This window comes from Roseomonas aerilata DSM 19363, from assembly GCF_000711725.1.
Lineage (GTDB): Bacteria > Pseudomonadota > Alphaproteobacteria > Acetobacterales > Acetobacteraceae > Roseomonas > Roseomonas aerilata.
Window position 1 is genome coordinate 75752 of the sequence record NZ_JONP01000017.1, and the last position, 15681, is coordinate 91432.

15 protein-coding genes are annotated in these 15681 nt (G+C 71.2%); 7 read left to right on the forward strand and 8 right to left on the reverse strand.

The window, feature by feature from the left end; genetic code table 11:
* Positions 1 to 36: 36 nt before the first annotated feature.
* Complete coding sequence (locus BO39_RS18815; RefSeq protein ID WP_156963755.1) at positions 37 to 1227, forward strand: GTP cyclohydrolase II; 1191 nt, start codon at positions 37 to 39, stop codon at positions 1225 to 1227.
* 13 nt (positions 1228 to 1240) lie between these two features.
* On the opposite strand, the gene BO39_RS18820 is transcribed toward BO39_RS18815, so the two are convergent.
* Positions 1241 to 2821 carry an ABC transporter substrate-binding protein gene (locus BO39_RS18820; protein WP_043836276.1) on the reverse strand — a complete coding sequence of 527 codons (1581 nt, stop codon included), beginning with the start codon at positions 2819 to 2821 and terminating at the stop codon, positions 1241 to 1243.
* 211 nt (positions 2822 to 3032) lie between these two features.
* Here BO39_RS18820 and BO39_RS30180 point away from each other — a divergent pair, with 211 nt between their 5' ends.
* Positions 3033 to 3497: a hypothetical protein gene (locus BO39_RS30180; RefSeq protein WP_052402303.1), complete on the forward strand. Its 465-nt coding sequence runs from the start codon at positions 3033 to 3035 to the stop codon at positions 3495 to 3497.
* Positions 3498 to 3566: 69 nt separating this feature from the next.
* On the opposite strand, the gene BO39_RS18830 is transcribed toward BO39_RS30180, so the two are convergent.
* The 6 genes from BO39_RS18830 to BO39_RS18855 all read right to left on the reverse strand — a co-directional run bounded on the left by BO39_RS18830 (position 3567) and on the right by BO39_RS18855 (position 8708).
* Positions 3567 to 4430 carry an SMP-30/gluconolactonase/LRE family protein gene (locus tag BO39_RS18830; protein WP_043836278.1) on the reverse strand — a complete coding sequence of 288 codons (864 nt, stop codon included), beginning with the start codon at positions 4428 to 4430 and terminating at the stop codon, positions 3567 to 3569.
* A 14-nt stretch (positions 4431 to 4444) separates the two neighbouring features.
* On the reverse strand, positions 4445 to 4729 hold the full coding sequence (locus BO39_RS18835; RefSeq protein WP_043836280.1) for a GNAT family N-acetyltransferase: 285 nt from the start codon (positions 4727 to 4729) through the stop codon (positions 4445 to 4447).
* A 77-nt stretch (positions 4730 to 4806) separates the two neighbouring features.
* Entirely contained in the window at positions 4807 to 5835 is a 1029-nt protein-coding gene (locus BO39_RS18840; RefSeq protein WP_245615259.1) for an SAM-dependent methyltransferase, read from the reverse strand.
* A gap of 130 nt (positions 5836 to 5965) precedes the next feature.
* Positions 5966 to 6961, reverse strand: a complete 996-nt coding sequence (locus BO39_RS18845; protein ID WP_084698249.1) for a Bug family tripartite tricarboxylate transporter substrate binding protein — start codon at positions 6959 to 6961, stop codon at positions 5966 to 5968.
* 115 nt (positions 6962 to 7076) lie between these two features.
* A complete protein-coding gene (locus BO39_RS18850) occupies positions 7077 to 8003 on the reverse strand; it encodes an AEC family transporter (RefSeq protein WP_043836282.1) in 927 nt (308 codons plus the stop codon).
* Between the two features lie 6 nt (positions 8004 to 8009).
* The gene (locus tag BO39_RS18855; protein WP_043836285.1) at positions 8010 to 8708 is read right to left on the reverse strand and encodes a glutathione S-transferase family protein; all 699 of its coding nucleotides are present in this window, start codon (positions 8706 to 8708) and stop codon (positions 8010 to 8012) included.
* 39 nt (positions 8709 to 8747) lie between these two features.
* On the opposite strand from BO39_RS18855, the gene glpK reads away from it, so the two are divergent.
* A complete protein-coding gene (gene glpK / locus BO39_RS18860; protein WP_043836287.1) occupies positions 8748 to 10241 on the forward strand; it encodes a glycerol kinase GlpK in 1494 nt (497 codons plus the stop codon).
* A 342-nt stretch (positions 10242 to 10583) separates the two neighbouring features.
* Here glpK and BO39_RS18865 read toward each other — a convergent pair whose 3' ends face one another.
* Positions 10584 to 11537 (reverse strand): SMP-30/gluconolactonase/LRE family protein, encoded by a 954-nt coding sequence (locus BO39_RS18865; RefSeq protein WP_043836290.1) that lies wholly within the window; start codon positions 11535 to 11537, stop codon positions 10584 to 10586.
* A gap of 260 nt (positions 11538 to 11797) precedes the next feature.
* Here BO39_RS18865 and BO39_RS18870 point away from each other — a divergent pair, with 260 nt between their 5' ends.
* The 4 genes from BO39_RS18870 (at position 11798) to BO39_RS18885 (ending at position 15652) form a co-directional block, all read left to right on the forward strand.
* Positions 11798 to 12439: a TetR family transcriptional regulator gene (locus BO39_RS18870; protein ID WP_043836293.1), complete on the forward strand. Its 642-nt coding sequence runs from the start codon at positions 11798 to 11800 to the stop codon at positions 12437 to 12439.
* A 78-nt stretch (positions 12440 to 12517) separates the two neighbouring features.
* Positions 12518 to 13672, forward strand: coding sequence for a Gfo/Idh/MocA family protein (locus BO39_RS18875; protein ID WP_043836295.1), 1155 nt, complete (start codon positions 12518 to 12520; stop codon positions 13670 to 13672).
* A 1-nt stretch (position 13673) separates the two neighbouring features.
* Positions 13674 to 14834, forward strand: coding sequence for a dihydrodipicolinate synthase family protein (locus BO39_RS18880; RefSeq protein ID WP_043836296.1), 1161 nt, complete (start codon positions 13674 to 13676; stop codon positions 14832 to 14834).
* Positions 14834 to 15652 (forward strand): sugar phosphate isomerase/epimerase family protein, encoded by an 819-nt coding sequence (locus tag BO39_RS18885; RefSeq protein WP_043836297.1) that lies wholly within the window; start codon positions 14834 to 14836, stop codon positions 15650 to 15652. The genes BO39_RS18880 and BO39_RS18885 overlap by 1 nt, the downstream gene beginning before the upstream one ends.
* The last annotated feature ends 29 nt before the right edge of the window (positions 15653 to 15681 follow it).

The window sequence follows — 15681 nt, forward strand, 5'->3', positions numbered from 1 at the left end:
AAGTCGCCACCAAACGGTTTGTTGATGGGAAACGGCATGGCCGAGGCAGTGATGGGTGCCTTCCTGGGAGGCGTCCAGGGGCGCACAGAGGGCGATCCGCTGGCCCTCGGCATGCGGGCGGTGCATCGCGCGGTTTCGGACCTGCGCCGCGGCACGCCCGTTCTGCTGGATGGGAACGGGGAGTGCCTCGTACTCGCCGCTGCCGAGACGGTTGGCGCGCGCGGGCTTTCGGACCTTTCGGGGGCTGCCATCGGCCCCGCCGTGCTGCTCCTCTCCCCGCCGCGCGCGGCCGCCCTCCTTGCCCGCCCGGTCGCGGCCACTGCCGCGTCGTCGGTCACGGCCGAGGACGTGCCGGTCGCGCTGCGGCTCTCTCCCGCGCTGCTCGCCCCCGATTCGTTGAGGCGCCTTGCCGATCCGGTGGCCGAGCAGCTGCTGCCCGAGTCGCCCCAAGCCGCCCCCAGCCCAGGATTCGCCCAGGCGCTCTCGCCGGCCGCGATCGCGCTGGCCAAGATCGGGCGGCTGCTCCCCGCCCTCGTCGCCGCCCCCGCCTCGGCCGCCGCGGCGACGCGACTCGGCCTTCTCTCCGTTTCCGTCGCCGACGTCCTCGCCTATCCCCTCTCGGCCGCCGCCAGCCTGACCCGCGTGGCCGAGGCCAGCGTGCCGCTGGCGGAGGCGCCGGAGGCCCGCATCGTCGCCTTCCGCGCGGCGGATGGCGGGATCGAGCACCTGGCGATCCTCGTCGGCAAGCCGGAGGCCGCGGGCCCCGCCGCGCCGCTCTGCCGCATCCACTCCGAGTGCTTTACCGGCGACCTCCTGGGCTCGCTCCGCTGCGATTGCGGCCCGCAGCTCCGCGGCGCCATCGCGCGCATGGCCGCGGAACCGAGCGGCGGCGTGCTGCTCTACCTCGCGCAGGAAGGGCGGGGCATCGGCCTCGTGAACAAGCTCCGCGCCTATACCCTGCAGGACGCGGGGCTCGACACGCTCGATGCCAACCGCGCCATCGGCTACGGCGCGGACGAGCGCGACTTCCGCGTGGCCGCGACGATGCTGGAGGCGCTCGGCATCCCCCGTGTCCGCGTGCTGACGAACAACCCCGACAAGCTCGCCGGCCTCGCCGCCTGCGGCATCGGGGTGGAGGGCCGCGTCTCCCACCTGTTTGCCGCGAACGGGGTGAACGACGGCTACCTCGCCACCAAGAAGACCCGCTTCGGCCATCTGATGGGGTGACGGGGAGGGAGGATCAGCCCTCCTTCACGCCCCAGAAGATCGGGAAGCCGCGCACCCGGTCCCGCAGGCTCCGCCTGGTCGCCGTCATGGCGCGATAGGCACCGACGGGGATGTAGGGCACGTCCTCCATCGCCTGGCGCTGGATCTCGGCGGCGATCCGCACCTGGGCGGAGCGGTCCTCGGCCGTTAGCCATTCCTCGCGCAGCGCCTCCAGCCGCGGGCTGGTCGGCCAGCCGAACCAAGCGTCCGGCCCGTTGCCGCGGATGGCGAAATGCACGGCGGGGTCGAGGAAATCCGTGTCGTTCACCGCCGTAGTCATGGCGGACCAGCCGCCCCGCTCTACCGGCTCCCGGCTGGCGCGGCGCTGCACCACCGTGCCCCAGTCCGAGGTCGCGTCCTCCAGGTTGAAGCCCAGCCGCCGGAACAGGTCGCCCGCCACCTGCGCGATGGCCGATGGCGCGAGGATGTCCGTCGGCGTCAGCAGGCGGAGCGGCTGCCCGGCATAGCCGGCTTCCCGCATGAGGGCCTTCGCGCGGTCGAGGCTGCGCGGCCCGAGCAGCGGCTCCAGCCCCGCTTTGCTCGCCATGGCCGAACCGCTGGTGAAGAAGCCGCATTCCACGTCGATGGCGGCGGGGTCGTCGCCGGCGATCGCCGTCATGAAGTCGCGCTGGTCGATGGCGGGCCACAGCGCCCGGCGCAGCGCCGGGTTGTCGAAGGGCGGGTGCAGGTGGTTCAGCCGCAGCACGCCCGGCTGCGGCCGCGCGCCCATCGGTTCCACCAGGATCGCCCGGTCCCGCCGCAGAGAGGCCGCAAGCTCCGGCACCACCTGCTCGTACCAGCCGATCTCGCCGGTCCGCAGCGCCGCGGCGGCGGTCGCCGAATCCGGGATCACCAGCCACTCGATCCGGTCGAAATAGGCGACCTTCGGCCCGGCCGTCAGGCTGAGCGGCCCGCCCGGCGCCGGGGCGTAGTCCGCGTTCCGCTCGTAAACGCTGCGGCTGCCCGAGACGTACTCGTCCGCCCTGAAGCGATAGGGGCCGGAGCCGACCACTTCCCGGAACTGGACGAAGGGATCGGTCCGCGCGATCCGCTCCGGCATGATGAAGGCGACCGGCGACGTTGCCGAGGCCAGCGAGTCGATGAGGTTCGGCTGGCGCCGCTTCAGGCGGATCTGCACGCGCCGGTCGTCCAGCGCGGTCATCTCCTCGAGGTTGGCGGCCATGTACTGCCCGGCCGCGTTCCGCCGCGACCAGCGCGCGAGGCTCGCCACCGCATCCGCCGCCCGCACCGGCTCGCCGTCGTGGAAGCGCAGGCCGGGGCGCAGGGTGATGACGTAGCGTCGCCCGTCGTCCTCCACCGTGTGGCCCTCGGCCATCTGCGGGTGGGCGGTGTTGTCCTCGGCCAGCCCGTAGAGGGTGTCGTAGACCATGTAGCCGTGGTGGCGGGTGACGTTCGCCGTGGTCCAGACGGGATCGAGGCTCGTGAGATTGGCCTGCGGCACGAATTTCAGCACGCGCGCACGGCCCGTCTGCGCGGCGGCATGCAGGGGTGCCGCGAGCGCGAGGGAGGAGGCGAGAAGGCTCCGGCGGCGCATCGTCAGCCCTCGCCAGCGCGTGCGGGGCGGCGCGGGCGGATCATGTCAACACCATCCAGCGGGTCTCCGGCCTGGCCATCCGCAGCTTCCCTGTCGCCGTGCAGGCGGCATGCTGGGGATTGTCCTGTCATACTGTCAATCGATCCCGCGGCACGCCGCTTGCGCTGGCCTCTGCCATCCGGAAGCCGGCCCAGAAGGGTGGAGAGGTGCCATGAACCCTATCGTCCCCAACACCGCGAGCCCCGAGGGGTGGGGCATGTTCGCCGGCAAGGTCTATGGCGGCAGCCGCCCCGCCGCGGATGGCGGCCCGCCCCTCTTCGGCGAGGAATCCGCGCCGATGCCCGTCACCGGCTCGTTCAGCGACCTCATGGAATCGATCAACCCGCTGCAGCACATGCCCGGGGTGGGCATGATCTACCGGGAGGCGACCGGAAATGCCGCCCCGCTCGCCGCCCGCATCCTCGTCGGCACGGCGATCGGTGGGCCGATGGGCTTCCTCGGCGGCGTGGCCTCCGCCCTGGCCGAGGTGACGGGCTTCGTGGACACCCTGCGCGCCATTGCCAACGGGCGCGACCAACCCACCGCCTACATGGCCTGGGGACAGACTGCCGACCCGCAGACTGTCGCGCGCGGCAGGGCGGCCTACGAGCAGGCGATGCGGGGAAACATGGCCTGATGCGGTCCTGATCCCGTTAAGGCCCCTGAAGAGGGCAGCGCACTCTCCGGCGCCGCAGGCGGCGGGCCGCTAATCCGCGAACTGCCCCACGGGCGTGCCCGCCACGCCCACGTCCAGCGCGAGCAGCCGGCCTTCATGCGCCCCGGCTTCCTTCTGCAGGCTCGTCACGAAGAGGGTTCGCAACCCGGGCCCGCCGAAGCAGGGCATGGTCGGGGACTTGATCGGCAGTTCCACGAAGCGGTCCAGCGTGCCATCCGGCAGCCAGCGATTCAGGCGGCCGGCCGAGACGCCCGCGCTCCAGTAAGCCCCTTCGGCGTCCACCGCGCCGCCATCGGGGCGGCCAATCTCGTTGGTGGGGCGCGCCACCTCGCGCCGGTTGGCGATGGCGCCAGTCGCGGGGTCATAGTCCCAGTTCCAGATCACGGCCTGGCGGGTGCAGCTGTGCCAGAGGGTCCGCCCGTCCGGGCTCCAGGCGAGGCCGTTGGAGATGATGAGCCCTTCCGCCAGCAGCACGCATTCGCGCGCGCCCGGCGAGAGGCTCCAGAGGGCGGCGGTCGGCTTCTTCTCCGGCACGTCGTGCATGGAGCCGACGACGAAGCGGCCCTCGGGCGAGACCTTGCCGTCGTTCAGCCGGTTCTCCGGCCGGTCGGGCTCCGGCGCCGCGACGAGGTCGAGGGAGCCGTCCTCAGGGTCGAAGCGGTGGATGCCGGAGCGCAGGCCGAGCACGAGGGCGCCCGAGCGGCAAAGGCCGAGGCAGCCGACCGGCTCGGGCATCGGCCAGGTTTCGGTTTCGCCGGTCGCGGGGTCGGTGCGGTGCACGGCGGGGCGGGGGATGTCCACCCACCACAGGCGGCCGGTCCGCTCGTCCCAGACCGGGCTCTCGCCGGTGCCGGCCGCGGGGGCGATGTCGTAGACGCGGATGAAGGGGGTCATGGGTCTGCGCCTCGCTACACGGACTCGGCCAGGAGGTCCTGGTCCTCGGGATGGCGCGCGATATAGGCCGCGACGAAGGAGCAACTGGGGATGACGCGGATGCCCTCGGCCCGGATGCGATCGAGTGTGCCGCGCACGAGGCGCGACCCGACGCCCTGTCCGGAGAGGGCGTCCGGCACCTCGGTGTGGATGAGCGTGATCCGTCCGCCCTCGCGGCGATAGACGATGCGGGCGAGCGCCTCGCCGACCTGCATCTCGAACTGGCCGCGCTCGCGGTTGTCGGTGACTTCGCCCTGCATTCCACCCCTCCATCGCCCGCGCCGGGCCCGTTCCTGAACGCCCGGGATCCGCGGTCGTTGGGGCCGGGTGGGCGGCCTCAGCCCTTCTCGACGATGAAGCCGATGGAAGTCGCGACAAGGCCCATGATGGACAGCCTGAGATGCGGCGCCTCGGGGATCGCCAGCGGGCTGGCATTGCCGGGATAGGGCGGCAGGTCCACGAAGCCGTCGAGGATGCCCGTGCCGGTGCCGAAATCCATCGGCAGCATCCGGTGGCCGGCGAGCGAGAGGCGCGCCTCCAGCTCCGCCATGTGGCGCCGCTGGAAGAGAACGGTGGCGCCCTCCTCGATGGTCGGGCCCTCGGGGTTCACGTTGAATTCGGTGGTGTGGACCGCGACGCCGCCCGGCCGGAGGCAGCGCATCGCCTCCACCACGAAGTCGAGGCCCTGCTTGATCGAGCCGCAATGCTCCAGCGAGCAGACGGACCAGACGAAGTCGAAGCCCCCGTGCAGGTCCGCGGGAATGTGGTTCATGTCCACCGGACGCAACGAGACCTTGCTGTTGAAGCTATCCAGATCGATGAGGCCCGGCTTGAAGATGGTCTCCATCCGCCCGCCGTGCTGGTCGGCCTTGATCCAGTTCTGCGCGCGCATGTCCTCGGCGTCGAGGTCGGTGGCCACCACCTCCACGCCGCGCTTCGCGAGGAAGCTCGGCAGCCATTCAGCGCCCACCGCGAAGCCGAGGCCGCGCTTGCCCGGCGCCAGCATGCCGCGCTCGTGCAGGACCTGCAGGGCGTAGCAGTCCTCCCAGACCTTGCGGTGATACATCGGCACGAAGCCGATCTGGCCGCACCAGTGGCGGAGCCAGTGGCTCTCGATGTCCTCCTGCCGGCAGAGGCGGCCGCCGAAGCCCATGTGCACGGGCTCGGGCGGAAGGGGGGCCTGCCGGCCGGCCAGCCCGGCCTCGTAGAACCCGGCCGCGATGGCGGAACCCATCACCTTCGTGTTCCAGGCCGCCAGCTCGGCGTTCCGGGCGACCGCGCCGGAGGAGACCTCCAAGGACTGGATTTTCCCGAGGAGGCCGCCCGGGCCGAGGCCGCGGGCGATCGAGCGGAGGCGACGGAGCAAGGGGCTGATGTTCCTGTCCTGGACGGGAATGTCTGTTCGGTCAGGAATTAACAAATGCGCCACCTGCCCGGAAGGGTTCGCAGGGGAATGGCCGGCGGGCGTTCCCCATCGGCCACGCCTCGCGCGGCGGTCAGCTGTCCAGGCGGATGCCCAGCTCGCGGATCAGCGGGCGCCACTCCGCGTTCTCCCGCGCGACGAAGGCGGCGAAATCGGCGGGGGAGAAGTTCGCGCGCTCGATGCCGAGGGTGGTGAAGCGGGCCTGCACCTCGTCCGAGCCGATCGCGCGGGCGAGCTCGGCCGAGAGGCGCGAGACGACCGGCGCGGGCGTTCCGGTCGGCACGCAGATGCCCTGCCAGCCATAGGCAATGGCGTTGGCAAAGCCGAGTTCCCGCGCGGTGGGCACGGCGGCGCTGGTGGGGGAGCGTGCCTCGCTCAGCACGCAGAGGGCGCGGACGCGCCCGTCGGCGATAAAGGCGGTGCCCGTCGCGCAGTCGATCACCACGCTGTCCACCGTGCCGGCCAGCAGGTCCTGCATCGCGGCCGGGCCGCCGCGATAGGGCACGTGGGTGGCGTCGAAACCGGCGCGGCGCTTGAACATCTCCATCGCCAGGTGGTGCGGCGAAGCGACGGCCGGGGTGCCGTAGGTCGGCACCTTGGACTTGGCTGCGGCGATGTAGCCGGCCAAGTCCTTGATCGGGCTGTCCGCCTTCACCACGAGGAAGAGCGGGAAGCGCCCGATGAAGCCGACGCCCGCAAGGTCCTTGTCCGGGTCGTAGGGCAGGCGGGCATAGAGGGCGGGGTTATAGACGAGGATGCCGTTATCGACGTGCAGCAGCGTGTTGCCATCCGGCGCGCTGCGGGCCACCGCCTCGCTCGCCACCACGGCGCCGCCGCCGGGGCGGTTCTCCACCACCACGTTCTGTCCGAGCCGCGGGCCCATCTGCCCCGCGATCATCCGCCCGAAAAGGTCCGAGGCGCCGCCGGGCGGGTAGCCAATGATCAGCCGCAGCGGCCGGTCGGGCCAGTTGCCCTGGGCCTGTACGAGGGACGGGGCGAGGGAGGCGGCGCCGAGGCCCAGGGCCCCGCGCGCGAGGCTCCGCCGTGTCAGGGTGGGGCGCGTCAGCATGGAACGTGATCCCGTCAGGGTGAGGTTGACGCCATCATGAGGCAGGGACCTTGCCCCGCCAATCGCAACGAGCGCGCGATCTCGCCCCCCGAGGCGCGATCCGCCTGCCGGTGCGTCAGGTCAGGGGCAGGATTGCCCAGAGAATGGCCAGCCAGAGCGGCAGCGTGGCCACGGCGACCACGTGCTGGAGCGTGGTCATGGCCGCCATGAGGGGCGCGTCACCGCCCATCATCCGGGCCATGACATAGGCGGTGGTGGCGGTCGGCTGGGCCATGAAGACGGTCGCAATGGTCGCCGGCAGCGGCTCCAGCCCGAAGGCGAGGCTGAGGGCGAGCGTCATCGCGGGCATAACAAGCAGCTTCCAGGCCGTCGTGGCGCCCTGCAAGGCCAGGCGGTCCCGCATGGCCTCCGCCCCCAGGGCGGCGCCCACCGCGAGCAGGCCGAGCGAGACCGAGGCCTGCCCGAGGGTGCGGGCGAGCGGTCCCAGGCCCGGCGGCAGCCCGCCGAGGGCGGCGAGCACGAAGCCGGCGGCGCAGCCGATGATCAACGGGTTGAGCGCCACCTGCCGCAGCAGCGCCGCCGGGCGCGGCCGCCTCCCGCCGCCCATGGCGAAGGCGGGGGTGATGATGAGCTGCACGCAGGGCACGATCAGCCCCACCGTGACCGCGGCCAGCGCCGTGCCGGGCGCACCGAAGACCGCGCCGGTGATGGCGAAGCCGAGCAGGTTGTTGAAGCGGATGCCCCCCTGGAGCACCGAGGTCGCGGCCGGGTGCGCCTGCCCGAAGCCGCGCGCCATGAGAAGCGAGGCGGCGGCACCGAGGAGGAGCGCGATCCAGAGCGCCGCCGCCATTCCCCCAATCGGCAAGGTGCCGAGATTCACCGAGGAGAGGGAGGAGGCGAGGAGGCAGGGCAGGAGCACCCAGAAGACGAGCCGCTCGATCCCCGCCCAGACCGCATCCTCCCGCAGCAGGCGGCGCTTGAGGAAGGCGCCGAGCGCGATCAGTCCGAAGGCCGGCAGGAAGGCGTCGAGCCAGGGGGTCATGGCGGACTAGCCGTCATCCCTGGCCGGCGTGTCGCGGGCGAGGCCGCCGAAGGCATCCAGCAGCCGGCCGCGCCAGGCGTAAACGGGGTCGTCGGGCGTGAGCAGCGGGAAGGCGGAGACGCAGCGCGCCCACTGGAGCGGCCCGAAGGCGATGTAGTCCGCCGCCCCCGCCGTGGGGCCGGAGAGCCAGGGCCGCTCGCGCAGCACCATCCGGAGTGGGTGGAGGTCGCGGCGGAAGGCCTCCACGTCACGGTCGCGATTCGCGGTTACCTCGGCCAGGGGTTTACCGAAGCGGGCTTCCCGCGTGCGGATGAAATAGGCGGCGTCCTCGGGCGCGAGCTGCGCAGGGATGTCGGAGACCACGATCCTCGCGATGGCCGGTGCCATGACCGCGTCGGACCAGGTGTTGACGAAGCGCGAGAGCGCCCGCCCACCCTCTCCGCCGAAGAGGCTGGGGGCGCCCGGCCAGTTGTCCTCGAGGTATTCGAGGATGGTCCAGCTCTCCGACACCGCTCGGTCGCCGTGGCGGAGCACCGGCACCTTGTCCGTCCCGGCGTCGGCGATGGCGGCCTTGTCGGTGAAGCGCCAGGGCACCGCCTCATGCGCGATCCCCTTATGGGCGAGCGCCATCCGGACGCGCCAGCAATAGGGCGAGAAGCGGTGCGACGGGTCGGCGCCGCAGAGGTCGTGGAGGATCACGGGCATGGCGCTATGCTGCCTCCGGAAACATGAGGGGGGAAGCGCATGGCGGCAGATGCCTTGCTGGCGCTCGATCAGGGCACGACATCGACGCGGGCGATCCTTTTCGACGCCGCCCTGCACCCGCGCGCCACGCACCAGGTGGAACTGCCGCAGCACTTCCCGAGCCCGGGCTGGGTGGAGCACGCGCCGGAGGACCTCGTCGCCCATTCCATCGCCTGCCTGCGCGGGGCGCTGGAGCGGGGCGGGGTGGCCGAGAATCGGGTGGCGGGGATCGGCATCACCAACCAGCGCGAGACCACGCTCGTCTGGGACCGGCAGACGGGCCGCACCGTGCATCGCGCCATCGTCTGGCAGGACCGCCGCAGCGCCGGCATCTGCGAGCGCCTGCGCGCTGAGGGGATCGAGGCACTGCTGACCGAGCGCACGGGCCTCCTCGCCGATCCCTATTTCTCGGCGACGAAGCTCATGTGGCTGCTCGCCGAGATCCCCGACCTGCACGCCCGCGCGACGCGCGGCGAACTCGCCTTCGGCACCGTGGACAGCTTCCTGCTGTGGCACCTGACCGGCGGGCGGGTGCACGCGACGGATGCGACCAATGCCGCGCGCACGATGCTCTACGACATCCGCCGGGGGGACTGGGACGACGACATCCTGCGCGCCCTCGGCATCCCCCGCGCCCTGCTGCCGGAGGTGAGGGACTGCGCCTCGGAATTCGGCACGACCGATCCCTCCGTGCTCGGTGCCGCCGTGCCTATCCGCGGCATCGCGGGGGACCAGCAGGCCGCCACCCTCGGCCAAGCCTGCTTCTCACCGGGCATGGTGAAATCCACCTACGGCACCGGCTGTTTCATGCTGCTGAACACAGGGGAGAGGGCGGTGCGCTCCTCCCACCGGTTGCTGACCACGGTCGCCTGGCAGATCGCCGGGCGGCGGACTTATGCGCTTGAAGGAGCGATCTTCGTCGCTGGTGCCGCGGTGCAGTGGCTGCGCGACGGCCTCGGCATCATCCGCACGGCGGCCGAGGCGGGCGAGCTGGCCTCACGGGCCGATCCCGATTCAGGCGTGATCATGGTGCCCGCCTTCACCGGCCTCGGTGCCCCGCACTGGGATGCGGAGGCGCGCGGCGCTATCCTCGGCCTCACGCGCGGAGCCGGGGCCGCCGAGATCGCGCGCGCGGCGCTGGAGAGCGTGGCCTGGCAGACGCGCGACCTGCTGGACGCCATGCGCGCTGACTGGCCCGATACCGGCGGCACGGTGCTGCGCGTGGATGGTGGGATGACCGCCAGCGACTGGACCATGCGGTTCCTGGCCGACGCGCTGCAATGTCCGGTGGAGGTTCCGGCGGTCGCCGAAACGACGGCACTCGGAGCCGCCTACCTTGCCGGCCTCCAGGCGGGGCTCTGCCCGGCCCCGGAGGAGGACGCCACCCACTGGCGGCGGCGTGTCCTCTTCGAACCGGCAATGCCCGCGCCGGAAGCCGCACGCCGGCACGCGGCCTGGAAGGTGGCGGTGGGGCGGGTGACGGGGCCGAGGTGACCCTCGGGGCTGTATGCCGGAAGGGCTTTGTTCTGATCCGGTTTCGTGGGTAATTCCGGGGAGAGGAAGAAGGAATTCTTCCTCCCCCCGGGCCCCTCACCATCATCTTTTTCTTCAGGTTTAAAGAATTGCGCGGGCCGTGGGCTCGAGGCGACTACACGGACAGGAAGGGCGCTAGGGAACAGAACTGGCCCCTGATCACCGCATCCGCGCCAGCCAGATGGGAATCCAAGGGCCTCAGGCCCTTGGCGGGGCGGGATGAACGCTGCGCGTTCACCCGGGAGGTCCGGAGAGGGCAGAGGCCTCTCCGGGGGCGCCAGGCACCCGCAGGCCAGGATCGGCTCAGACCCCCCTTGTGTTCACGTAGACCGAGTAGAGCGACCGTGCCCCCGTGATGAACAGCCGGTTGCGCCGGAGGCCGCCGAAGCAGAGGTTGGCCGCGCGTTCCGGCAGGTCGATGTGCCCGATGGGCGCACCGGCCGCGTTGAACACGCGCACGCCGTCCTGCTCGGCGGTGCCCATGCCCCAGCCGCACCAGAGGTTGCCGTCCTCGTCCACGCGGAAGCCGTCCGGCGTGCCGCCGGGCTCGGCCACGATGAAGTCGCGGCGGTTCGATAGGCGCGCGCCGTCGACGCTGAAGGAGAGGATCTTGCGCGGGTTGGTCCGGCTCTCGACGATGTAGAGGAGCGCTTCGTCGGGGCTGAAGGCGAGACCGTTGGGACCCTCGATGCCCTCGGCGACCACCTCCAGCGTGCCGCGCGCGGGGTCGATGCGGTAGACGTTCTGCGGCAGCTCGGGCTCGGCGCGCTCCCCCTCGTTGTCGGAGAGGACGCCGAAGGGCGGGTCCGTGAACCAGACCGTGCCGTCCGACTTCACGACGACGTCGTTCGGGGAGTTGAGGCGCTTGCCCTCGTAGCGGTCGGCGAGAACCATGATACGGCCGTCGTGCTCGGTGCGCGTCACGCGCCGAGTGAGGTGCTCGCAGGTGACCAGCCGGCCCTCCCGGTCGCGCGTGTTCCCGTTGGCGAAGTTGGACGGGGCGCGGAAGGTGGTGGTGGCGCCCGTCGCCTCGTCCCAGCGCAGCATGCGGTCGCCCGGCACGTCGGACCAGATGAGGCAGCGGTGGTCGCCGAACCAGACGGGGCCTTCGCCCCATCGCGTGCCGCCCGCGAGCTTCTGCACGGGCGCGTTCATCAGTCGGTAGCGCGCGAAGGAGGGATCGAGGTCCCGCAGACGAGGATCGGGATAGCGGGCGGAGGGGACCCAGGGGGTCTCGTTGTCGAAGGAACGTTCCATGCGGGGAGGCTGCGCGGGCGCGCAACCTCCCGCAAGCCCCCCACGTTGGGGTTGCGGACGTAACATTGGGAGAATCAGCCGATGCGCGGCATCCTTCTCTGGTTGATCGGGATCCCCATTCCCGTGATCCTGCTGCTCTGGCTCTTCGGCGTGCTGCACTAGGCCCTTCGCCGCCACGCCCCTTCGGCCCTGCGCGGCCGAAGGGGAGATGCGCGGTGCCACTCTCGCCTCCGGCCCGCATCGCGGACAGGATGCGCCCCATGGACGCCCCCGCCCGCACGATTCCGCAGAGCCCGCGCGCCGAGGCGACGCGCCAGCGGATCCTCGATGCCGCAGGTGCCGAATTCGCGACCAATGGCCTTGCCGGCGCCCGGGTGGACGACATCGCCGCCCGCGCCGGGGCCAATAAGCGCATGATCTACGCCTATTTCGGCAGCAAGGAGGACCTTTGGGTCGCCGTGCTGGAGGCGGCCTACGCGCACAAGCGCGACGAGGAGCGTGCGCTGCGGGTGGACGACCTGCCGCCCGGGGAGGCCATGGCGCGGCTGGTGCGTTTCAACCTACGATACACAGCCCGCCATCCCGATTTCGTCGCCCTGCTGAATCAGGAGAACCTGCACCGGGCCGCCTATCTCGCGCGGAGCGAGCGGGTACCCGCCCTCTACTCGCCGCTTCTCGAGACGCTGCGCGCCGTGCTGCGCCGCGGCGTGGCCGAGGGGGTGTTCCGGCAGGGCGTGGACCCCATGCAGGCCTATGTGACGATCGTAGCGCTGGGCCATTTCTACGTCTCCAACATGCACACCCTCTCGGCCATCTTCGGCACCGGCCTCAGCACGGAGGCCGCCATCGAGGCGCGGGAGGCGCATTCGGTGGAGGTGGTGCTGGGCTGGCTTCGCCCGTGACGAAGCGCTTGACCTCGTCTCCCCGCAGGTCTTAGGTAACCACGCGGTTACTTATAAGTCCGGTGGGAGGAAGCGCGAATGGCGCAGCGGCGTATCGGCCTGATCATGCATGGCGTGACCGGGCGCATGGGGATGAACCAGCACCTCATCCGCTCCATCGCGGCCATCCGGCGGGACGGCGGCGTGCCGCTGGCCAATGGCGACCGCATCATGCCCGACCCGATCATCGTCGGCCGCAACAAGGAGAAGCTGGAGGCGCTGGCCAAGGCGCATGGCGTGGACCGCGTGGGCACGGACCTCGACGCCGCGCTCGCCAATCCCGACGACACGATCTTCTTCGACGCGGCCACGACGCAGATGCGGGCCGAGCTGATCCGCAAGGCGATCGCGGCGGGCAAGCACATCTACTGCGAGAAGCCGACCGCCGATAACCTGGCCGATGCGCTGGACCTGGTCCGCGTCGCCAAGGCCGCCGGCGTCAAGCACGGCGTGGTGCAGGACAAGCTCTTCCTGCCGGGCATCCGCAAGATGAAGATGGTGATCGACAGCGGCTTCCTCGGCCGCATCCTCTCGGTACGCGGCGAGTTCGGCTACTGGGTTTTCGAGGGCGACCTGCAGCCGACGCAGCGGCCGAGTTGGAACTACAAGAAGAACGAGGGCGGCGGCATCATCCTCGATATGCTGTGCCACTGGCGCTACGTGCTGGACAATACCTTTGGCGCCACGAAGTCCGTCTCCTGCCTCGGTGCCACCCATATCCCCGTGCGCTACGACGAGAACGATAGGCCCTACGAGGCCGACACCGACGACGCCGCCTATGCCACCTTCCAGCTGGAGGGTGGGGTCGTCGCGCAGATCAACTCCTCCTGGACGACGCGCGTGCGGCGCGACGACCTCGTGACCTTCCACGTCGATGGCACGCACGGCTCGGCCGTCTGCGGCCTGACGGATTGCTGGACGCAGGCGCGCGTGAACACGCCCAAGCCCGTCTGGAATCCCGACGAGCCGCAGACGATCAACTTCTACGAGGGCTGGCAGAAGGTGCCGGCCACCCAGCCCTATCCCAACGGGTTCCGCGTGCAGTGGGAGGAGTTCCTGAAGCACGTGGCCGGCGAGCGCGCGGACTATCCCTGGGACCTGATGGCCGGCGCCAAGGGCGTGCAGCTGGCGGAGGCCGGGCTGCAATCCTGGGCCGAGCGCCGCTGGATCGACCTGCCGACGCTGGAGGCGTGACATGGCCACGCTGAACCTTCCCACTGCCGCCGGCACGGTCGAGCCCTACACGACCGGTGCGCCTGGGAACTTCGCGACCGCGAAGCCGCCCTATCCGCGCATCGCCTATGCCGCGGCCCATGTGGTCGCGGACCCGCTGTCGGAGCAGGATCCCTGGCTGGACGCGAAGGTGGATTGGGACCGCACCATCGCCTTCCGCCGCCATCTCTGGTCGCTCGGCCTCGGCGTGGCGGAGGCCATGGACACGGCGCAGCGCGGCATGGGGCTCGACTGGGCCGGCGCGCAGGAGCTCATCCGCCGCTCCCTAGACGCCGCGCGCGACTTTCCGGAAGCGGTGATCGCCAGCGGCGCGGGCACCGACCACCTCGCGCCCGGTCCGGACGTGACGGTGGACGACGTCATCCGCGCCTACGAGGAGCAGTGCGAGGCGGTGGAGGGGATGGGCGGCCGCATCATCCTCATGGCCTCGCGCGCGCTGGCCAAGGCCGCGAAGTCCCCGGCGGACTACGTGCGCGTCTACGACCGCGTGCTCTCCTCCGTGCGCCAGCCCGTCATCATCCACTGGCTCGGCGAGATGTTCGACCCCGCGCTGGAGGGCTACTGGGGCCACCACGACCACATGCAGGCCATGGAGGTGGCACTCGAGGTCATCGCCTCCCATGCCGATAAGGTGGACGGGGTGAAGATCTCGCTTCTCGACGACAGGAAGGAGGTCTCCATGCGCCGCCGCCTGCCGAAGGGCGTGCGGATGTACACGGGTGACGACTTCAACTACGCCGAGTTGATCGCGGGCGATGCCGAGGGCCATTCGGACGCGCTGCTCGGCATCTTCGATCCCATCGCGCCGGCGGTGGGCGGCGCGCTCGCGGCGCTTTCGCGGAATGACCTCTCGACCTTCCACGAGATCCTGGCGCCGACGGTCCCGCTGTCCCGCCACATCTTCAAGGCGCCCACGCGCTTCTACAAAACGGGCGTGGTCTTCATGGCCTGGCTGAACGGGCACCAGGACCACTTCGTCATGGTCGGCGGGCAGCAGTCCACCCGCTCCATCCAGCACTTCGCCGAGTTGTTCCGCTTGGCCGACAAGGCCGGCCTGCTGTCCGATCCCGAGCGCGCGGCATCGCGGATGAGGACGCTTCTCGCCCTGCACGGGGTGGCGTGATGGGGGCGCCGGGACCGCTCTCGCTCAACACCGTCACGGTAAAGGAGCGCTGGGGCCTCCGCGAGTGCATCGAGGGCTGCGTGCGCCACGGCATCCCCGGGATCTCCCCCTGGCGCGACGTGCTCCAGGCCATGGGCGTGGAGGCCGCGGCGCGCGCGATCCGCGACGCCGGGCTTTCGGTCTCCGGCCTCTGCCGCGGCGGCATGTTCCCGGCGGCGGACGCGGCGGGCCGTGCCGCGGCCATCGAGGACAACCGCCGGGCCATCGGGGAAGCCCACGCCATCGGCGCGGCCTGCCTCGTCATGGTCTGCGGCGGGCTGCCGCCGGGCTCGAAGGATATCGAGGGCGCGCGCGCCATGGTGCGGGACGGGCTGCACGCCATCATGGAGGACGCCCGCGCCGCCGGCGTCACCATCGCGCTCGAGCCGCTGCATCCCATGACCTGCGCGGACCGCAGCGTGCTCTCCACGCTCGCGCAGGCGCTCGACCTCTGCGACGAGCTGGGCGCGGGCAGCGGGATTGCACTCGATGTCTACCATGTCTGGTGGGATCCCGCGCTGCGCGCGCAGATGGCGCGGGCGGGCTCGCGCATCGCGGCCTTCCACGTCTGCGACTGGCTGGTGCCCACCACCGACACCGTCTTCGACCGCGGCCTGCCGGGGGAGGGGGTGATCGATATCCCCGGCATCCGCGCGATGGCGGAGGCCGGCGGCTATCGTGGGCACACGGAGGTGGAGGTGCTCTCCCGCCGCTGGTGGGCCGCCGATCCGGACGAGGTGCTGCGGGAAATGAAGCGGCGGCACGCCACGGCCTGCTAGTCTGCGCGACACAAGACTTGGAGGAACGA